The organism is Acinetobacter sp. YH12235, assembly GCF_013417705.1.
In the GTDB taxonomy this organism is placed as follows: Bacteria; Pseudomonadota; Gammaproteobacteria; order Pseudomonadales; family Moraxellaceae; genus Acinetobacter.
In genome coordinates this window covers 1-19,846 of record NZ_VPDL01000024.1, presented here as the reverse complement: position 1 = coordinate 19,846, position 19,846 = coordinate 1, and the positions used below count along the sequence as shown (strand labels likewise).

At 43.3% G+C, this 19,846-nt stretch carries 11 protein-coding genes and 3 pseudogenes; 3 read left to right on the top strand and 11 right to left on the bottom strand.

Annotated elements, in window-relative coordinates:
- Nucleotides 1–1,326 carry a TolC family protein gene (locus FTV13_RS12135; protein ID WP_035269736.1) on the bottom strand — a complete coding sequence of 442 codons (1,326 nt, stop codon included), beginning with the start codon at nucleotides 1,324–1,326 and terminating at the stop codon, nucleotides 1–3.
- Between the two features lie 48 nt (nucleotides 1,327–1,374).
- Complete coding sequence (locus FTV13_RS12130) at nucleotides 1,375–1,785, bottom strand: cation efflux protein, CzcI-like (RefSeq protein WP_211100789.1); 411 nt, start codon at nucleotides 1,783–1,785, stop codon at nucleotides 1,375–1,377.
- 295 nt (nucleotides 1,786–2,080) lie between these two features.
- On the opposite strand from FTV13_RS12130, the pseudogene FTV13_RS12125 reads away from it, so the two are divergent.
- Nucleotides 2,081–2,317: pseudogene (locus FTV13_RS12125) on the top strand (hypothetical protein); the annotation flags it as partial.
- Between the two features lie 123 nt (nucleotides 2,318–2,440).
- Here the strand turns inward: FTV13_RS12125 and brxL are convergent.
- Genes brxL through FTV13_RS12090 form a run of 7 tightly spaced genes read right to left on the bottom strand, consistent with a single transcriptional unit; the run spans nucleotide 2,441 to nucleotide 16,551 of the window.
- Nucleotides 2,441–4,480 (bottom strand): protease Lon-related BREX system protein BrxL, encoded by a 2,040-nt coding sequence (brxL, locus tag FTV13_RS12120; protein ID WP_005021615.1) that lies wholly within the window; start codon nucleotides 4,478–4,480, stop codon nucleotides 2,441–2,443.
- Nucleotides 4,481–4,509: 29 nt separating this feature from the next.
- Nucleotides 4,510–7,134, bottom strand: coding sequence for a BREX-1 system phosphatase PglZ type A (pglZ, locus tag FTV13_RS12115; protein ID WP_180012155.1), 2,625 nt, complete (start codon nucleotides 7,132–7,134; stop codon nucleotides 4,510–4,512).
- Nucleotides 7,135–7,177: 43 nt separating this feature from the next.
- Nucleotides 7,178–10,702, bottom strand: coding sequence for a BREX-1 system adenine-specific DNA-methyltransferase PglX (gene pglX, locus FTV13_RS12110; protein WP_180012153.1), 3,525 nt, complete (start codon nucleotides 10,700–10,702; stop codon nucleotides 7,178–7,180).
- 46 nt (nucleotides 10,703–10,748) lie between these two features.
- Entirely contained in the window at nucleotides 10,749–14,429 is a 3,681-nt protein-coding gene (gene brxC / locus FTV13_RS12105) for a BREX system P-loop protein BrxC (protein ID WP_180012151.1), read from the bottom strand.
- A 40-nt stretch (nucleotides 14,430–14,469) separates the two neighbouring features.
- A complete protein-coding gene (locus FTV13_RS12100; protein WP_002010699.1) occupies nucleotides 14,470–15,045 on the bottom strand; it encodes a DUF1788 domain-containing protein in 576 nt (191 codons plus the stop codon).
- A gap of 16 nt (nucleotides 15,046–15,061) precedes the next feature.
- The gene (locus FTV13_RS12095; RefSeq protein WP_180012149.1) at nucleotides 15,062–15,673 is read right to left on the bottom strand and encodes a DUF1819 family protein; all 612 of its coding nucleotides are present in this window, start codon (nucleotides 15,671–15,673) and stop codon (nucleotides 15,062–15,064) included.
- 11 nt (nucleotides 15,674–15,684) lie between these two features.
- Nucleotides 15,685–16,551 (bottom strand): WYL domain-containing protein, encoded by an 867-nt coding sequence (locus FTV13_RS12090; protein ID WP_159153678.1) that lies wholly within the window; start codon nucleotides 16,549–16,551, stop codon nucleotides 15,685–15,687.
- 208 nt (nucleotides 16,552–16,759) lie between these two features.
- Here FTV13_RS12090 and FTV13_RS12085 point away from each other — a divergent pair, with 208 nt between their 5' ends.
- Nucleotides 16,760–17,089, top strand: coding sequence for a DUF4236 domain-containing protein (locus tag FTV13_RS12085; protein ID WP_000506885.1), 330 nt, complete (start codon nucleotides 16,760–16,762; stop codon nucleotides 17,087–17,089).
- A gap of 271 nt (nucleotides 17,090–17,360) precedes the next feature.
- Here the strand turns inward: FTV13_RS12085 and FTV13_RS12080 are convergent, their stop codons facing one another.
- Both FTV13_RS12080 and FTV13_RS12075 read right to left on the bottom strand, forming a co-directional pair.
- Entirely contained in the window at nucleotides 17,361–18,593 is a 1,233-nt protein-coding gene (locus FTV13_RS12080; RefSeq protein ID WP_001255534.1) for an ATP-binding protein, read from the bottom strand.
- Nucleotides 18,594–19,143: 550 nt separating this feature from the next.
- Nucleotides 19,144–19,455 (bottom strand): annotated as a pseudogene (locus FTV13_RS12075) (HNH endonuclease signature motif containing protein); the annotation flags it as partial.
- Between the two features lie 282 nt (nucleotides 19,456–19,737).
- On the opposite strand from FTV13_RS12075, the pseudogene FTV13_RS12070 reads away from it, so the two are divergent.
- A pseudogene (locus tag FTV13_RS12070) lies at nucleotides 19,738–19,846 on the top strand (dihydropteroate synthase); the annotation flags it as partial.

Sequence of the window (19,846 nt, the reverse complement as noted above, 5' to 3'; positions counted from 1 at the left end):
TTATCGTGCTCCCCCATTGATTAAATTTTGCGATGCTTCGACTGCCTTTTTATTCAGTTGTGTATAGGCATCCGAACGGCTAATTTCTTCATAACTTGTGCCAATACTGAGTGCCTCAGCTGCGAGGGCAGTTTGCCAAGCTTGACGTAGAATTTGTAATTGACCCAATCGAAGATTCTGCAGTTGGGTGGTTGCTTGCTGAACGTCGGTAATGGACAGTTTCCCTGCCTGAAACCCTTGTAAAGTACGGCTCTGAACTTTGGTCGCCAAAGTAACTTGTGCTGTTGTGGCATCGAACTGGCTACGTAAACCTTTGAGCTGATGCATGCTGTTGGCAATATTGAGTATTTGTTGCTTCAGCTCACGCTGCTGCTGTTGGTTCAGCAATATTTGCTGTTGCTGGACCATCGGGATCGCATATTGCTGGCGGTTGAAAATATTCAGTGGAATAGCCACGCCGATTGCCAAAGTCGTATCGTTGCTTTCATTAGGGGTTTTGCTACGTTTCATGCCTACATTTAAAGTCGGATTGGGACGTGCCTGAATTCTTAAATTTTCAATTTGATGATCCGATTGCTGAATGTTCAAGGCATAGAATTTTTCTAGCCACCCTTCAGCAATATACCGTTGCACAGTTTGGAGACTTTGCTCTGGCCAAGGGATAGCGGTTTTATTCAATTGAAGATGTGAAGATGTTTCTCCCCCCCACAAATTAGACAGCTGACGACCGGCAGCTTGTTTATTCAGCATCGCTTGCTGATAAAGTCGTTGGATTTCTAGCGCTTCAATTTGGGTACGCTCAAAATCAACCAGGGCAATACTGCCTGCCTGATAGCGTTTCTGGGCACTGTCCAGATTGGCTTTACTTGTTTTTAACTGTACTGAATAAGCAGACTGCTCAACCTCAGCAAGTGCAAATTGCGACCATGCAAATTTAACAATCAGTTGGCTTTGTGCCTTCCATAATTGCTGTTGCAATTGGATTTGTTGATTCGAGGTATTGGCAATCACCCGGTTCAGCTTACGCTGACCAAATAGATCTAGAGGTTGACTAACGCCAACATTGAATTCCTGTTCTTGACCTGAGCCAAAGCCAGACTGTTCTAAACTTATACTTGGATTCTGCCATAACCGACTTTGCTGAATATTCAATTCAGATATTTGCTGAACTTGTTGCCACAGCTTGTCTTGAGTCTGGTAACTTTGTACTTTTGCTAAAGCGGATTCAAAGCTGGTAACGTTTTCAGCATAGCTATATTGCATAGCCGCTGCACATATACAAGCAACCAAGCTATGACGCAAGAGTATAATTGATTGTGAAGACATGATTTTTCCCACTTATTTAAATAATAAAAGTGGTGGGAATGTTTTAGGCTACCCCACCATGAGCGGGGAAAATTTGGGAGGTGGGCTTTGTTGAAACAGGTCAGGAGCCTGATAGCTGTTTTTCCAATGAAATTGTGGATTCACTTTAACTTCAGAGCTTGGATGAAACACATCTACTTTTTCATTTTGTACAATCAAATGCGTCATCGATGGTAGATGATCTTGATGATCTTCACCGATTTCTAAATCGCTACTGAATGTTTTTATGTTTTCTGACTGTCCATTATGATCGTGTTGACGACTATCGCTGGCACACAAGGTATTTTGGTGATGACCAAAATGATAACTCTGCTGTGATTGAGGCTGTTGTTCATGGACACAAAAGGCCGCCGCCACATTCCAAAAGCTTTGGAACATGAACAATCCAACCAAGACTGTAATCCATGTAGTAGAACGCATCATCATAACAATCGAAAAATTTGTACCAAGTATAAGGCTTAGAGCCACTCCAAGGTCAAGCTTAATAAATTAAATTAAACATTCAATGAACACTGAATAGCCGGCACTTTTGCAAATTTACCTTGTCTCTATAAGCTCACATCAATTTCAGGTAAGAATAACAATAGATAGTGAACCGTACCGGGTTTGTCGGAGACTTTTTATTTAAGTTAGGCCACCTGACCTAACGGGTTAATCTTATCATTGTACATTGCTTCAAACTCAAAAGGCGATACATTGTCAACGGCATTCTAAAATTGACCCCTTTTACCTTACAAATGGCAAAGTAAAATTGCCCCCTGAAATCAGAGAAAGAGCGGTTCAATTACTAATTGAATCTGAAAAAGATTATCCTTCTACTTGGGCAGCAATCACAGCTATTGATCCTAAAATCGGTTGTACTCCTGAAACATTGCGTGTTTGGTATCAAAAATATTTAGATCAACAAAATCCTGTCAAAGTACAACAGATATCTGATCAAGAAAAAATGAAGGGTAATCCCCCCTAAAATACTAGCTCTTTAAAAGAGGCAGTATTATGCTTTTACAACATGGTGTTTAACTTGAGAAACTGAATTTAAAACAATCTACTGTAACTCTTCCAGACAGATATGAAATTAATCCACCCCTAGCCCCTTAAACACAGCATCTACCGGATCTGCATAAAAGCTGGTCTGGAACTTGGTAAACAGTTCCACAGGAATCGTTGGGATATCTGCCGCACTACTCATTGGCAAAGCAACCTTCTTGGCACCCGCATCAAAAGCAACTTGCAGACATTCGGCAATACTTTCCACCGGTGTCACTGAACCACCCAAGCTCATATCACCCAGTACCACCATCTGACTTTGAACCGATCGTCCTAAGAGGCCAGAAGCGAAAGCCACTAAACTTGGCAGAGCAAGATGGCTGAGCGGGCCGGTATTCTGTAATTCCACCACATGTAAATGGAAATCATGTTCCAGCACCTTACTCCCCCCCGAGATCCGGGATGCATTGGCCTTGAAGTAATCAAAAGCAATCTTGACCTGTTCTTTGGCACTACTTGAATTCCATAAGCCAGATGTCGCCAATTTTCCTGAACCTTTAGTGACTTGAAGTTCTAAGCGGTATAAGCCTGGCATGCCCTTATTACTGAGGCCAATGGTATACAGGAAGCCTGGTTTAGCAGGACCTTCGGGAATAAGTCCACCTCCACCCTGCTCTTTTACCGAAACAAAATGCTCTTCTAGGGTGTCATTGTCGATATAGCTAAAATGCACATCATAGAATTCCATCCCCCCAATTTTTTTCAGCTGTTCTTTGACCCGACGGCGCACCTGCAGCGCATATTCCAGGCATTGCCGTACATCTTCTTTGTTAAATTGACCATGTGGGTAGAGCAGCTTCATCAATCCAGAAACCGTCTTGCGAACGGCAATCACATCACGCTGATTCAGGTTATTCCCTAGCTTAAAGTACTTCTCAATGGCATCCGCAAAACTACGCTTACGCATTTCCCGGAAGAATTCAGCCAGATAATCAACGATTAGACCATAACGGTTAGTAAAGAATTCCGGACGCATTTTTGGAATTTCCCAACCCGGGATATAGGCATGAAAGCGATCAAAGAATGCTGAATCGATCATTGCTTCAGGAAAAGGAGCCAATAAGTGGCTAGTCTTCACCAAGGATTCCACACTTTGGTTGATATTACCCACAAAAACCATCGAAGCTGAGGCTTCCATCTGTTCACGACCACGGGCAAAAGATCCTGAGGCCATATAGTCTTTCATGATCTGAACGCCATCTTTGTCCTTAAAGGAAATACCGGCAACTTCATCAAAGGCCACCACATCCCACAACCCCACCAGACCAATACGGCGGCTACTCATGTTATAGAACAGATTGGCGACAGTGGTTTGCCCACCTGAAACTAGAATACTATTCGGTGAACACTCTTTGTAAATATGGCTTTTCCCGGTACCGCGTGGTCCAAGTTCACAGACGTTATAGTTATTTTCAACGAACGGAACCATACGCGCTAATAGGTGCCATTGTACATCCTCTTTTAACGAAGCCGGTTCCATGCCGATCGAACGGATTAAACTCTCGCGCCACTGATCAGTGCTTAATGCTGCTCTGCCACTGAAAAGTTCATCCATATTCATATTCGGCATTTGAATCGGCTTGAGTAAACTCACCCCAAATGGAGAACTAGTCTGTCCTTCTTCAAAATAATAACTGAGCGTAGCAATGACCCAGATACCACCAACAAGTAATTTTTCATACTCTTTGACGATGCCTGCCGAGATTTCGGCATCTTTGATGCCCAGATTACTAAATGATGCTTCGTATTTGTCTTTACGCTCATTCAGTTTTACAGTCACCCGATCAATGACCTTATAACTGCCCCGTTCACGGACCAGGGATTTCACCTTCTCGGCTTCATCCGGTCGGACGTAGTTCTCAGCCAGTACGGTCTTTACGTTACGTAGTCCCTGTTCAATGATCTCTGGATCATCCGAGGCACAGTACATCCCCAGCAGGTATTCGAGTACATAGACAGGGACATTTGCCCCTTCTTTGATCAGTTTAGTCAGATCCTTACGTACCACCCGCCCAGCAAAGTGTTCATTCAGCAGCTGATCCAGTTCTTTATCGTTAGCAGATTCCATGTAGGCTACGCTCTATCGTTAATTCGTTATCAGGAGAAGTCATCGGTAAATGCCAGATCAATGGTGACCTTATAGCGTTGCATTTCGATATTCAGGTCTTTGTCCTTCAGCACTAGGAAGTAATCCTTCTTACGGTCAAAATCAGTACCGGATAATGACAGTCTGACCTGTTTGACCCGATCGGCAACAGAGTCGGTACTGCTATCAAAAGTCAAGGTTTCTTCACTGGAAACTTTAAGATCCCCATCATAAATGGCAATGGATAAAGTCACTGGCATGACCAGCTCACTGACAGCTTCGGTTTGCATCAAATCAAACTTCTGGATGTTATTGACCATCTTCAGCGTGGATTTGGTAGAAATGACCTCAACTTTACGCTTGGTCCGCTGTCCAGCCTTTTCACCACGCAGCTGTTTTACTGTCAGTACAGGCACTACGATTTCCTGAGGCATGATTCCGCCATGTACGAAACGTGAGCCTCCCACAAAATGGAAACGGTTCGCCCCTTTTGGAATCCAGAAATCAGTCGCAGATAGTGTGCCTGCCGTAGCTTGGGTTGAGCCTTTCCATGCTTCCTTGCTCTCTGGTAAACCATGCCCAATCACATAGCGTTTTTTGCTTTTCAATGCATTGGTCGGTTTTTCAGTCAAGCTTGAACGATCCGCAGATTCCAGTTTACTTTGCTGGAACAAGAAGCCATGGTCGGCTGTGATCAACAGGGTAGAAATATTGAAATGCATCAAGATTTTGCGGCTAAGTTCAGTCAGCTCTTCAATGGCATGTTCCACCGCCATAAAGGTTTCTGATTCTGTAGAGGCACTGTCTCCCCGAGCATCAATCACGTTGTGATAAACGTAAATCAAATCATGGTCTTTAAGTGCTTCACGGCCTTCATCACGCGACCAACCTTTTACCGTTTCAGCGGTAACCGCCAATCCATTATAGGCAGCCAGAATTTTGGATCGTGCTGCAGTCCCTTTGCTGGACTGCCCATCTACTAAAACATCATCCCCTGCGGCCTCTTTGTACTCCAAAGTCTGATGCGGCAACAACGAGGCCATGCCAAGTGTGGTGTAACTTGGGACAACGCCCAGCTGTGAAGACAAGGTCGCTTCAGAATAACGCTTTTCATTGATTCGATCACGCAGCTCTACTGCAGCTTCATAGCGGAAAGCATCACTGATAATTACCACAATACGGCGTTTCGTTGCAGAATTGAGTAAGGGTCTGACGTGGGTATCGTAGAAGTTCTGCTGATTTGGGATATCTGCCACTTTCCAGACATTCAAGCGTTGCTCAGCTTCAACCCGCTCTCCCCAGTTTCGTGCCAAGTGGTCAATAAACCAGTAGGAATAGCAATTTTCGACTTCTTCATCAAGTTTTTTCAGGATATCGACATGAGCGCGTTGAGAAGCAGCACTGTAGTGGCGATAGGCCATATCAAAGCGATACAACTCCTGCTCGTAGGCTTTATACAAGGCTTCACTAGAGTCGAAATAGAACCCAGAATCAAACTGCAATCGCAGACTGAACAGCTCAATCGCTGCCTGCAACGCTGTATAGACGGTACGGTATTTACGGCGGGTTGCATCGTCCTTATGTTTGGAAGCCCAATAACCATCCAGACGGGTAGAAATAATCGTTCTGAAATGTTCCAGTTCAGCTTTGGTTGCTGCAGGGATATGACTGGCCAAATCAACAATGATCTTTTGTTCAATCACTTCAAAGGTCATGACATCCAGCAGCTGCCCCAGATCAAAGGCCCCGACCCTCTCCTGGATCCGCAGTGCATTCGCCACGGTCTGGGAAAGCGTATCGAAGGTTGGGTAGTATTTAGAACTGTCTCTCCAGCGCGACAAGAAGGCTCTAGCCGTCGCACGTGAACTGACAGATGACATCACCAGTTCCTGAGCCCATAGCGGTATATCGCCCAGGCTTTCACAAAAACCTGTGCTCATCAAACGGATAAAGAACGTACCGAGCTTGAATGGTACTTCCCCATTCAATTCTTCAACCGATGCTGGATAACCAATTTCGGCCTGTAATGCGGTGACTAAAGCTGGCACCAGTTGGAATTTTTCCAGTTCAGCAAAGGAGTCTGGATTCACTTCCAAATCCAGATTCTGCTGTACCATTTCATCTGCCAACGCCAGGACAATATGCATAAGTTCGGCACTGTCAGCCTTGACCACAGCTGCAATCATGGCCATATCCAGATCCTGTGCATCTGCATCAGGCTGGATATGGCGTTTCAATGTACTCAGACGGGCTTTGGCTTTAAGGAATTCTTCACGTTTGCCCAGATGTTCTCTTAGACTCTGCTGCTGTAAACCCAGCTCATTAAAAATAATCGAGAAACGATCGGCATAGAAGCTGCGTGAATACAGCTTGATGTCCAGTAACCAGTCTTTTTCAGTTTCAGGCTCAGCACTTGGGAAATACAGCAAGTATTTACCCTGCTGATCCTCAAGTTCCAGTTTAAGCTTAATCGCAAGGCTGGATTCTTCTGCCATATTCAGAATCTGGACATCATTTAGCTCTAGGGCTTTGATTTCTTCAGTAAATGACTGTTCTGCATCATACCAAAAGACAATTCGGTGCTGTTCAGTATAAAAGGCTTGTTCTAGGCCTTGCTGAAGTTGATTTAAGTTCATGCAAACACCTCTGCATGATCTCGTTCGCAAGAAAAGCTATTCATCACTTTTCCCCCGTCACAGCTTTCACTTCAGCCAACAAGTCCCCAAACTTGCCATAGTTCACTTTCACCCCATCATCTAGATCCAGTGATATACGCTGATCCGCATAGTGGCGCAGTTTTTCCTCAAAGCTACTCAGTTCAGCCTGTTGTTTATGCAAGTTTTGCAATTCTTTCTCTTTTCGTTTGATTTCAGCAGCAGAATCACTGTTTTCGATTTCACTTTCCAAAGAATTGGCCATAGCGGACATTTTGGAAATCAGCGGCATCACGTATTCAGTACGCATACGTGCCAAAGTACTTTCGTTATAGCGGTGCAAGTACACCAACGCCTGGAAAGCCCCCTGTTTACCACTGCTAAATAACCAGTAGATCGGACGCTTTTTATAGGTTTGCATGTGGTCTTTATAGAATTTGCTGGCTAAGTAACGGCGAATGGTATCTTCAGCTGTTTCACTAGCTTTTTTATCCAAGCTTTCTGCTAGCCACAACATATTGGCATCCAGTGTATCTTTACCCCACACTGCAGTTAAGAACTCTTGGATACGGTGTGTAGCATCATCTTCAAACCAGTGCATTTCGGTCAATGGAATAATGCCATCAGCATCGGCTGGGAATTTCTGGTAACGGCTGGCATCAAAGTCTTGATTGCCTGCATGGGCATAGATCAGACCTGGTTCATCCAGGCTATAACGTCCCATCATGCAGCCAAGTGCATAGGAGACTAACCGCTGGCTGTCTTTTTCACGGTCGGCACGGGTTAGAGTAATTTGCTCATCAGGTACATCTGGGGTGAGTTCATCCTGTAAACCGTAAGCGTCAATAAACAGCTTATTGTTTTCTTCTTCTAGACGTTTCATTTCAGCCACGGCGTCAGCATTTTGTTGTTGCCATGTATTAAAGGCTTGTTCTAAGTTTTGCTGTTTAGTACGAATAATTGGATTTTGAGTAAAGTCCCATGAGGCTTCGTATGAATCCCAATCTGTTTTTGATAATTTAGTTAATTTAGTTACTTCCCCAACTACTGTTTCCTGATCGAATTGGGCAATAGGTAAATTATTTAAATTAGTGATCCTAAAATCTAATGTAGGGCTCATTACAGAAAGTAGATGATTCACTACTTTAGAATTTAAAAAACCACCAAGTGCCAGTGAGTTAATTGTTCTACAGAAAATTGATGGCGCTGTTGAGTCATATGTGAAACCATGTGGATAATAACGTAATGCAAAACTTCCTGAACTTATACGACTCCAAGAAATTGACTCTTTAAAAAATCCGGCTTTCCCTCTTACTGGAGCACCATTGTAGTCTAATGGAACATTGTGGTAATCATGTATTTCTTGCCCATTAGCGTACCAATTCATAACATATTCTTGGTTCCCATACCAACGTCTAAAAGATCCGCCTTTATTATGAGGTGCCCACTTATAGTAGAATTCATCTAAGATATTATTTTTGAATCCAATATTTTGTAATTCGACTTCCCACCATCTACGTAAGAAACGCTCATTATCACCCGTATTAATTCCTTCTCTTATTCGTGAAACATCAGATATTTTTTTATTTTCTTCAAAACAATTCCACGTCCTATCATTTACCCAATATGAAATAGGACTCCCAGGAATTTTATTAAACTTATCCGCCTTAGCATCATAGAACCAACCGCACTTTCTGTTGTTAATTGCCTCTAATGTCTTTGGTTCTTGATTTTCTGAACCTTTAAAATCAGATAGCCTTATATATGAACCTATGAAATTTTTGATATGCGATTTAGCCAAGGTAAATGTACAAATAGGTACCGTTGCTCCATCAAAACCAGAATATTCAAGCTGAATTAAAGTCGTAATAGTTGCATTATCAATAAAATGTGTACGCAAATTTTCATAGGATGAAATAAACATCCAAACGAAAGGTGACATAAAACCAAGCTGTCCACTTTCTTTGGTCAGCTCTAAATTCCTCATCATAAAAGCTGAAAATAAATCTTTTTCATAACCTTGATAATTCTTTTTTAGATAGGTTTTAAGATTTGGATTTAAGTACTTGTTGCCCATATATGGTGGGTTAGCAATCACAGCATCATATTGCTTGGTGAGTAATTTAGCCTGTAGCACTAAAGGTAACATCTCTTGTGCTGACTGCTGACTAAAAATATCGCCTGACGCTAATGCTGTATTCAGCTTGGTTTCTAAATTAGGTAGTTTCTTCGCAAATGCTTGAGGGATTTGAATCAAAGAACCAAAGGTTGAAGCATGTTCAAATAAATCCAGAAGTTCTTTTAAATCTGTCTGTGCAATATTGGCACTAGCTAAATCTTGGCTAAATGCTTCTAAACGTTTAGGCTGACTATCTTGCAACGCAATAATATTCAGCTTCGGTGGATTGCTAAATAAACGGCGGTCATCTTCACGTGCTTTCATCAGCAGTGCAAAACTGGCCAACTGTGCTGCACGGGTATCAATATCAATGCCGTAGAGGTTGTTTTCCAGAATCAAACGCGGAATATCTCGGCTACGGTAGCCACGCTCTAAGTAAATCGCTTTCAGGCAATCATAGGCTTCCACCAGAATATGCCCCGAACCACAGGCAGGATCGAGCACCGTAATACTTTCAGGGTTTAAAGTATCGCCATCTTCACTGATCCGCACATCAATCAGCTGTTTTAACTGGGCATTGACCTCATCGGTCTGTTCCGCTGGCTGAATATAGTATTCCCACTCACTGGCCAGCGTACTTTCTGGATGCGCCATCATCCATAAACGACCGACACTATTCTGCACCAGATATTTCACAATCCAGTTTGGAGTGAAGAGTTGCGTCGCTGCAGGAATGTCTTCACTCTTGACGACTTTACCAATCACTTGATCTTTCTTTTCAGAAATATAGAATTGATACAACCAGCCAATAATTTGCACATCCGACCAGTCTTCTTCCGGAATGCTGCTCACTAAATCACGGATCAACGAATCGGTTTTGGTAAGATTATCCGGTAACAGTAGTTCAGACTCATCAGAAACCTGTTCAAACAGGAGTGGCATCACCTGATTCAACGCATGACACTGAGCCAGTAACAGCTCACGATACAGCTCTTCGTCTTTATTGCCATCCAGCTTTAACTCAGCCACACGGCTGGCATCTAAACCCGGTAGGTCAATATCCAGACATTCTTCCAGAATCTGTGGCAAGCCTGCACTACCATCGGCACTACTGAGTACACGGCGACCATGATCCAGTAAGCCTTTGCATTCCATGTAGCGAATCGCACAGAGACGGTTAAACCAGCTATAAGCGATATAATCAATCGTCTGCTCAAAACTGCTGGTTTGAATGCGCTTGATCAGCTTGTCACGTGGTTTCATGACGGATAGCGGAAAAACCTGATCGCCAATCAGCAGCAAGTCGCCTTTCTGTTCAGCCGGTAAAATGCTGTCTGCGGTGATGCCGTATTTGGCGGCCTGTTTGCGCATCGCTGCGATAAAATCATTTCGTGCTTGCGGTGCGTATTTTTTAATATTACTGGTATTCATCTTTAAACCCTTAATCAATGACTGATGCCGATATCCCTAACCCAAGTTAGCGAATACGCACACGCTTTTTATCACTCACGATTTTTTTCAATTCAGCTTTGAGTGCGTCTACAAATTGATCCACTGATTCTTCTGTTTCCAGATAGACACTGCTTGAGCTTTTGCTGTAAATGCTAGCGACATCAACTTCTACCACTGGTTTCGGTGGCACTACGGCTATCGCAGGCTGTACCGGACTCGCAGCAGGTGTTGATGTAGCTGGGCTGGAGGTGGTTGCAGTGTTAGTTACACTCTCGGCTTTGCTCTGAGCCAGTTGTGCCGCTTTGGCCTGACGCTGGATTTCCGTCTGAACTTCGCTTTCCAACTCATACAAGGCTTCATCAAAACGCTCCACGGCGGTTTGGGTTTGCAGCATATAGATGGTGGACAGGCTAGTTTCCACTTCAATATCCGCTTTGAACAATTGTAGTGGGCGTAATAGCTTGTTACTCAGCTCAGCGGTAGCGATGCCACTGTTTTTAATCTCGGCTTCTAACTGCTTGATCTTGTCATCAATGTGTTCTATCGCCTGATTGCGCTTCTCACTCAACAGTCGCTCATTGACGCTTTCCACAGTGCGAACCAAATCAGCGATTTTATTGAGTAAACCATATGGTGATTCAAGGGTCGAAATACGGTGTAATTCGGAGAGGGCTTTTTTTGCCACCTCATCACTGCCCAGCGCCTGTTTGTTCTTCTCAAAATGACGTAAGGCCTGTTGCAGTTGCTGCCAGCTCGGCATCTGGTTACTAAAGAATTCATGAATGTCACGATAATCTTCTTCCAGATCAAGATAGTCGTCCTTGTTCTCAACCACGGCCTTAAAGAAATCGAAGCTGTCGCTATTCGCCAGCAGACGTTCCAAAGTCAGAATCGACTTTTCAATCACTTTCTTGCCTGGGAACTGCCCGACATCAGTTTTACTCTTATAAGACTTAAAGTTGGCTAACCAGTTTTTAAAATGTTGGGTATAGAATTCAAATAGCTCTTTTTCTGTCGCTGGTCCCATAGCCGAGAATAGGTCTTGGGTGAGTTGGCGTGCCTGTTTCAACACCTGATCATCAGTCTGGCGTTTTTTAATGATCGACACATCACGGCGACGGCGGCTGTTTTGTAAAGGCTCAAAGGCATCTTTTAACTGTAAGCTGCCGCCATTTAACTGCAGAGAAATCCGCCCCATCGCAGCCAGCTGACCCACCAATAGTAAAATCTCGGCATCCGGCCAGCCATAAGGACGTTTGGCAAAACGATCCACCACATCTGAGACTAGAATACGCTCTGTACCAGTGGCGCGTAGTGCAATGTACTGCTCCACTTCCTGTAGGGCTTTCGGATTGCTTTGACCGCCATCCAGAGACAATCCGAGTTGCGCCATATCATCAACAGTCAAGACGGCGTTCAGTTCACGCCAGGCATCCTGCTGATAGACATGCAAATAGCTCAGTTTGGTATAAGTGTTTTCCAGCAGATAACGACAAGCCTCATCCAGCTTGGTGGTTGGACTTGAAGATGAAAGTTGTAGATGTTGACCCAAGGCATAACTTTCCGCGTCCAGCAACATTTCTTCGACCCGGGCACGCAGACGTTTTTTACGCTCCTGATTCTCACGGCCACGGTCTGCCAGAATACGGGTGATATCGGATTGGGTACCATCATCATTTAAGCGGATGAATTTATTGGTTTTCAGCCAGGTGCGCAGTTCATTAAAGAACTGTTTATCGTCTGCCAGTTTAAACAGTACCTGCCCTTCGGCCTCGGCGCTCTTACCAATACAGAAAGCTTCTGTGTAGAGGTTATATTCCGTATCCAGTGGAGAAATGATTTCAACTTTCAAATCGCTCTCATACTTGCCATCCAGGCTATGACCATCCAGAAAACGACCAATCTGATAGTCCATCTTGTTGGCTTGATGGCGGTATTTGTTCTGATCCCTCAGTAAATCTTTAAAGATTAGATTAGCTAACTCTTTATTTTCTTCTGAAGCCGCTAAGTCTGTGGCTTTAATTTTACGGGTGATATCGCGTTCTTCATTGGTCAGGAACAGGAACTCATCACCATTCCTAGTAATCAGGCTCTCTTTTTCCAGACGCAGTAGGCTTTCTTCAATCCGCTTGCGTAATGCCAGCTTATCTTCATCAATTTTCTCAATCGACAAAGTCACCAGGTTATCCAAGGTACCTTTGATGATATCGACATAGCGGATCATGAACAGGGTACGCAGCATCTGCACATCAAAACCATCCAGGGTCTTATTCTGCCCTGCCTGGTCGATGGTACGCTTCACTGCAGTATCCAGAAATCCTTCCACTGAAGTATAGAAGCGGTGGAAAGGAACCAGGGCACCGACTTCATCTGTAGCAATCGCATTCGCGGCCATCTGGAACGCATCCAACATGGACCGTTCACCATAGGCCAGGTGTGCACCGGTCGCACCGACCTTACGGATTTCTTCAAATACTTTTTGCACCAGCTGGAAATGGTACGGCGCAAAAGGATAGTTATTGATAAAGCTGTCTGGACCCTCATAGTTCTTGAGTGTTGGGCCTGAACGGTCAAAGGTGATCTGGTTTTTTAAGATATCGCCCTTTTGCTCAAACACCGATCTGAGCAATGCTTCTGCTTCTGGGGTTTTACGTAATAAACGTTTCTGGATGACTTCATCGGTATTGGAACTGGACAGTGATAACCGGGTTTTAAAACGACCAGCAATCTTGGAGAAGTCATTGGCTTTGGAAGAAGACATCTCACCTAAAACAGCATCGATGTCTGCCTGTGAGGTGACAATAATCCAAGCGCGGCCTTTACAGATCGTACCTAGGTTTTCAGTAATGGTTTGCAATGTCAGCATCAAGCGAGTATCGCTGCCAATAAACTGCCCCACTTCATCGACCAAGAACAACATGCGTTGCTGGGGTCCTTTACTGTCCAGGTATTCTTTCACCCACTGACAGAAGTTTTCCACCGAAACACTAAAGGTCTGCTCAGAATCCTCAAACCACTTGTGTGCAGCTTCAGCGGATAGGTTGAGGGCTTGGGAAATCGCGGTTTCAACATCATCCTGATAGAACTGATAGCCGTCACGCTCCTCTAGCCAGGACATGCCGCTAGATTCCTCAAACGCCTGTTTAAAGCGTTCGTAGACACCTTTCTGGCTCAGGTGACGTTCCATATGGGCAATATGTGGATGGTCAGCACTAAAACCCTGATACTCGTTAAACACACGTAAAAACACATTCAGGATTGGATTGCCATCATCATTGGAGCTGGCTTTACTGTCGATGTTAAACAGGATGACATCGGCATGATGGCTGACGGCCTTACCAATATCGGCACGGATAAACGCATCACGAATTTTGCTTTCATCAAAGAATTCTGCGGCGCTACGCTCGTTACCTTGCGCATCACGTACCACTTTATTGGCCAGAATATACGACAAGGTTTTCAGGAAATGTGATTTACCTGAACCAAAGAAGCCTGAAATCCATACGCCGACACGGTTGGCAATCGAAGGATCGCTCAGGTCTGTGCCATAAGACTGGAAAAAGTCCCGAAAATGCTTTTCCAGTTCATTGGTGACCACATACTCATCGAGTTCCTGATAAACCGTAGTATTGTCATTCTGGTCTGCTTTTACGACCCCGTTAATCGCACGATCTAATGGCTTATAAAAAAGTTCTTTAATGTTCATCTCAATCAATTCCCCCGAATTCTTATTTCTATTTGCCGTGTTAAGGCACTAATCTGAATGCTCTGTAGTAATTATTGCTTGGAATTTTTCCAAATAAACTCATCGCTTGACCGTCGTAATAACCTGGGTAAAACAGCACCACTGGCTTATGCCCCAGTAACGAATGCAAACTGTTTAATAAGTGATGGGCACGTAACAGTGGCCAAACCGACCCTACCCCAGTCATCAACACAATATCTTGCGCATTGGTGGCATATTTACTCACCAGATAGGGCGCGAACTTATCCATATGCAGTGGGCCTTTCAGCGCTTTGAGCAGCGCCTCATCGCCTTTGGCTTTTTGCATTTGAATGGCTTTATCGATGAAGTTACGTTCAGCCAGATAATCCACCACGGCTTGCAGCAGGTTGATATTCACCACCTTCAGCTGACTGTGTTTTTTCTCCAGCATCCCGTCTAGAAAATGCAGATATTCGCGCACTTTCAACTCATCTTCAGGTGCATAATCAAAAATCCAGAAGCCAATTTCATTGCCCAACCCTTGACCGGTGAGAAACTCGGTTGAAAGTATTCGCTCTGGAATCTGGTTCAGACGCTCATGTATTGTTTGACTCATTGCTGCCCCTCTACAACTACCGCGTCCATAGCGACACTTCCATAGATCTTTTAATGCGTTGTTTATAATGTTCTTCCAACAGGCTACGCAGCTCTGCTCTGACGATCACGCGCTGTAACTCCAGCTTACTGGTACTTTTTAAGTAACCGGCTTCTGCCAGCATGCGAAACACCACCTGCCCCATTTTTTTCTTGCTGGACTCTTTCCAATCACAGATATCCGGATCGCGTTGTGAGCGCTCATCCAGAAAGTCTGACCAGATATAACTGTCCAAGTATTGCGCCTGGGAGATATAGGCATCCCTCATCACCGTTTCCATAAACTCAAGCAGCAACAGGTTGCGTTCCAGTGCCCCACAAAAAGCCACCTGGGTCGCCAGCTCATCATCCCCATCACGCAAAGCTTTCCAGAAATCAGGCTCTAAGCGCTCCAGACGCTTACGAATAGCGGTGGCATTGCGTTGAGCTGAAGCAGGCGTTCTTTTTTGCAGAATATTGTCAATCTGAATTGCCTGATGCCATTGTTCTGGAGTCGCTTCTCGTAATAACAGATCCGCGATAAGCCGACTTTCACGCACCATCAGGGAGCCACCAATCAGGTCACTGTCATAATGAAATTGCTCTAACATGGCCAATCTCCTTATGACGCCTGATCAAACAGGTAAGACGACAGCTTTTCGATATCTGAACCTTTTAACACTAAGGGATATTTCAAGGCATCTTCCGCCTCAGCCAGCGTGATTGCGGCCTGATATCGCTGTAAGGTATAGTGAGCCAGGGCTTTTTTCACCGGAATCTGTAATCTGCCATCGGGCATGCCGAAGTCTTTTTCGACCAGCGCTTGTTGTGATGAGTTCAATTTTGGATTAGGGATCAGCGTCAGTACAATTTCTTCATGCCATTGCTGATCCTGAGCAGGGTCTACTGACTCAATCGCCACCACAACAGGTGTGCGATCAATTCTGGAGAGTAAAAAGTCCTTAAACTGCTTGCTCTGATGGCAATAGGCACGGACATGCCAGCGAAAACCGGTATACACCAGGGTGTGTGGGGAAATGATGCGTTCATGCCACTGCGGATTCTGCATCGAGGCATAAATCATTTTTAAAGTACTTTGGTTGCGGCAGGCACGCAAAACTTCCCGAATCACTTCAGGACGTACACTGCGATCAGGTAATTGAACTGCTGCAAGATTCGGTTCTGGCATCGCAATCAGGGCATGCGATTCACTGACCAAGCCCGAGAGCATATTGAGATATTCATTGATATGCGCTGTAGTCAGTACAGGCTGGAAGCTGGCTTTAGGCACATAGCCTTTTACGGAGGGGTCATGAATCAAGGCATCGGGGTTATACAGCGTATTGTAACGCTTGATATCCGCAGAAGCCTGCTGTCGACTCAGCCCAAACCAGCTCATCAAACGATTGGTAACCAAACGACCTTCCCAGTATGCAAGGAGTTCAATGGCTCTCATTCTGAGAAGGACTTCATGCTTATCTGTCGTCATATACCAATCAGTCAATAAATAGCAGTTTTAAGATTACCCTACAGCAAATATACAGTAAACATTTTTGACGGTATTTAAAGGTAGTATTGCAATCACCAGATAAAAAATATACTAGTATCCTGATGATAGCCGTCAAAGTACGATCTCTAGCAGATCATGGATCCTGGTATAGCGCGTGAATTGAGCTAAGTTTTAGAATGAGAGCAATATGGGTTTTAGATTTCGTAAAAGTATTAAATTATTCCCGGGTTTTAAAATTAATCTGACCCATAAAGGCATCAGCAGTGCCAGCATTGGCAAACCTGGTGCTTCTCTAAATATTGGAAAAAAAGGTACGCGAACCAGTGTCGGTATTCCAGGTACGGGACTATCTTACTCTAAACACCAGCCTTACTCTAAAAAGACCCGTGTTCCACAACCGACATCGCTAGAACACACGGAATATAATCCTCAGAATTTAGAACAACCGAAGACAAAGATCTGGCCTTGGATTATTTTTGGAATATTGTGTTTTATGGTGGGTGCCGTCATTTTTTAGCAAGAACAGCACTGTATTTTGATCAAAAAAAATGCCCAGATGGATGAATGGGCAAACTAAGGAATTAATTTCCTTCAGAAACTCCAGCGCAATTCTCGCTACTTTCAGTAAGCGACTCTGGCTCAATCATGATAGTCTGACTCAATCGAATCGAGGTAAATCGATCCATCACAATTGGAGCAGAAATTATGCTTGAATACATTCTTGAATGATGCTGAAAAGTCTTTGAGTTTTAATTAATAAATAAGAGTATCCATGTCTACCCTCAACTTTACTTATTTTCAGATAGCAACCAATCGAGAGCACTCATTTTTACAATACCATTATAATTCGCTTCAGTCCCTATCGTGTCTAAGGTAAGCAAATACTTGGGATACGAATCAGAAATTTTCTGTAATGGACGTAACTCTCGGCTGAGTGTCTCCTCATTGAGCGTTTCTAATGCCACCTGATAATAAGTTAAATTCTGTAAAGTATCGACAGCAACAAAATCAATTTCATATTCATCAACCCGCCCTACATAGACCGTATAACCTCGTCTGACAAGCTCAAGATAAATCACATTTTCTAAGATATGACCTTGATCAGCATTAGCATCAGGCAACATAATCCGGCGCAATCCGACATCAACTAAATAGTATTTTTCAGAGGATTGTAATAACTCACGCCCGCGTACTTTAAATTGTGCGGCACTATAAAATAACAAACTGTCCTGTAAGCCCTGAATATAGCGTTTTACTGTTTCAAATGAAATCTTAACCCCACTTGAAACAAAGGTATTTTTAATTTTATTGATGGAAATGGGTGAGCCTGTCACGCTTGCTAAATATCTTGCGACACGCTCGAGAGAGTTAATATCGGCCGTATTCAAACGGGGAATAACATCTTTAAACATTACACTGGCATAGACCGCTTGCAAGTAATCATAAGTTTCCTGCTGGCTAGTCATGGCAAGCGTATAAGGGAAACTACTGCGCGTATACATGGCATACAAATCACGATTGGATAATTGTTGGATGATCGGATTATTTTCAATATGCCACTGTTTAAATTCTTGGAATGACAGAGGTAGAACGTGTTGCTCGATATAGCGTCCTGTAAGTAAAGTCGCAAGTTCTCCACTTAGAAAGAATGCATTTGAGCCTGTAATATATAAATCGATATAATCCCGAACATATAAGGAGTCGACTACTTTCTCAAAATTGGTAACATGTTGTATTTCATCTAAAAAAACATAGTTTTTTTTGCTTTTATCAACTTTAGACAGTACATAATCATGTAGTTTACGGTAATCTGTGAGTTCTTCAAATTCCATAAATTCGAAATTGATAGCAATGATGTTTTCGGCTTGTACACCCTGTGCTTTTAGGTCTTGTTGAAACATCGCTAACAAGGTGGATTTTCCAGAGCGACGTACACCCGAAAGCACTTTAATGACATCACGGTCTTGCCATGTATTCAGAAATTTTAAGTAGCCATCACGTCGAATATTAGCGCTTCTCATTATTTACACTTAGAATCTAAAGTTTTAATAAATTCTATCAAATTTTAGAATGTATATGTAAATATATTTAGTTTTAAGAAAAGTTTAAAGGTTAAGTGAAACATTCAAAGCTGCTGTAGAAGCATGTAAACATGCAGATCTGATCAAAATCCAAATTCTGTCTTTTTGATTATTTTCCATGTCATGTTATGTCATTTATGCTACGAGTTAACTGCTATATAAATTAAGTGAAAAGTAAATGGAACTAAGTTGTTAACTAGAGTGGAACTCATTTTTGTTGTGCTGATGGTCTCAGCCTTAATCCTAATTGCTTATGAAATGCTAAAAGGTTTATTTTAGAGCATCTATACAATTTTTGATCAAAAAAAGCCCACAGAGGGAATCTATGGGCGAAACTAAGGACCTTGACGGTCATTCAGAAACTACAGCTAGTTTCTGGTTGTGATTCTGGACTGAATTAAAAATAACCATATTGGCTGAATGTATCAAAAGTTAAATCATGTGATTAATCATTGATACTTCTGCAAAAATGAGCTCATCGCTCTGTTGATTAATACAGTAATTCACCAAACAAATCCGCTCTAATCTCTTCCAGGCTCAGATCTGATTTCATCCTATTACAGATGGGATGAACCAGCAGACCATTCTCTAGAACACCTTGCCCACCTACGGCTTTGGCAATCCGATGATCCGATTCAGTAGAATCAAGATAGATCAATCCATCACAAATGAGGCAAAAGTTATGATTACCCACCAGAAAATTGTGCTTAAGCAGACTCTTGGTTAATGCCGAAAAGGCCTTGGGCTTTGACCGAGAAATTGGACTAATCGACTCCACATATCCCACTCTATTGTAAACAAGACATTTTTATCTTTTATATTCAATGGCTTATTTTCCTGCTAATTGGTAATACCATGAAAAATACCATGCTCAGAAAAGGCTTAACAATATTTTGAAAAATTGCCTACTGAGCGCTGCCGCACAGCTCCATAGGCCGCTTTCCTGGCTTTGCTTCCAGATGTATGCTATTCTGCTCCTGCAGCTAATGGATCACCGCAAACAGGTTACTCGCCTGGGGATTCCCTTTCGACCCGAGCATCCGTATGAGACTCATGCTCGATTATTATTATTATAGAAGCCCCCATGAATAAATCGCTCATCATTTTCGGCATCGTCAACATAACCTCGGACAGTTTCTCCGATGGAGGCCGGTATCTGGCGCCAGACGCAGCCATTGCGCAGGCGCGTAAGC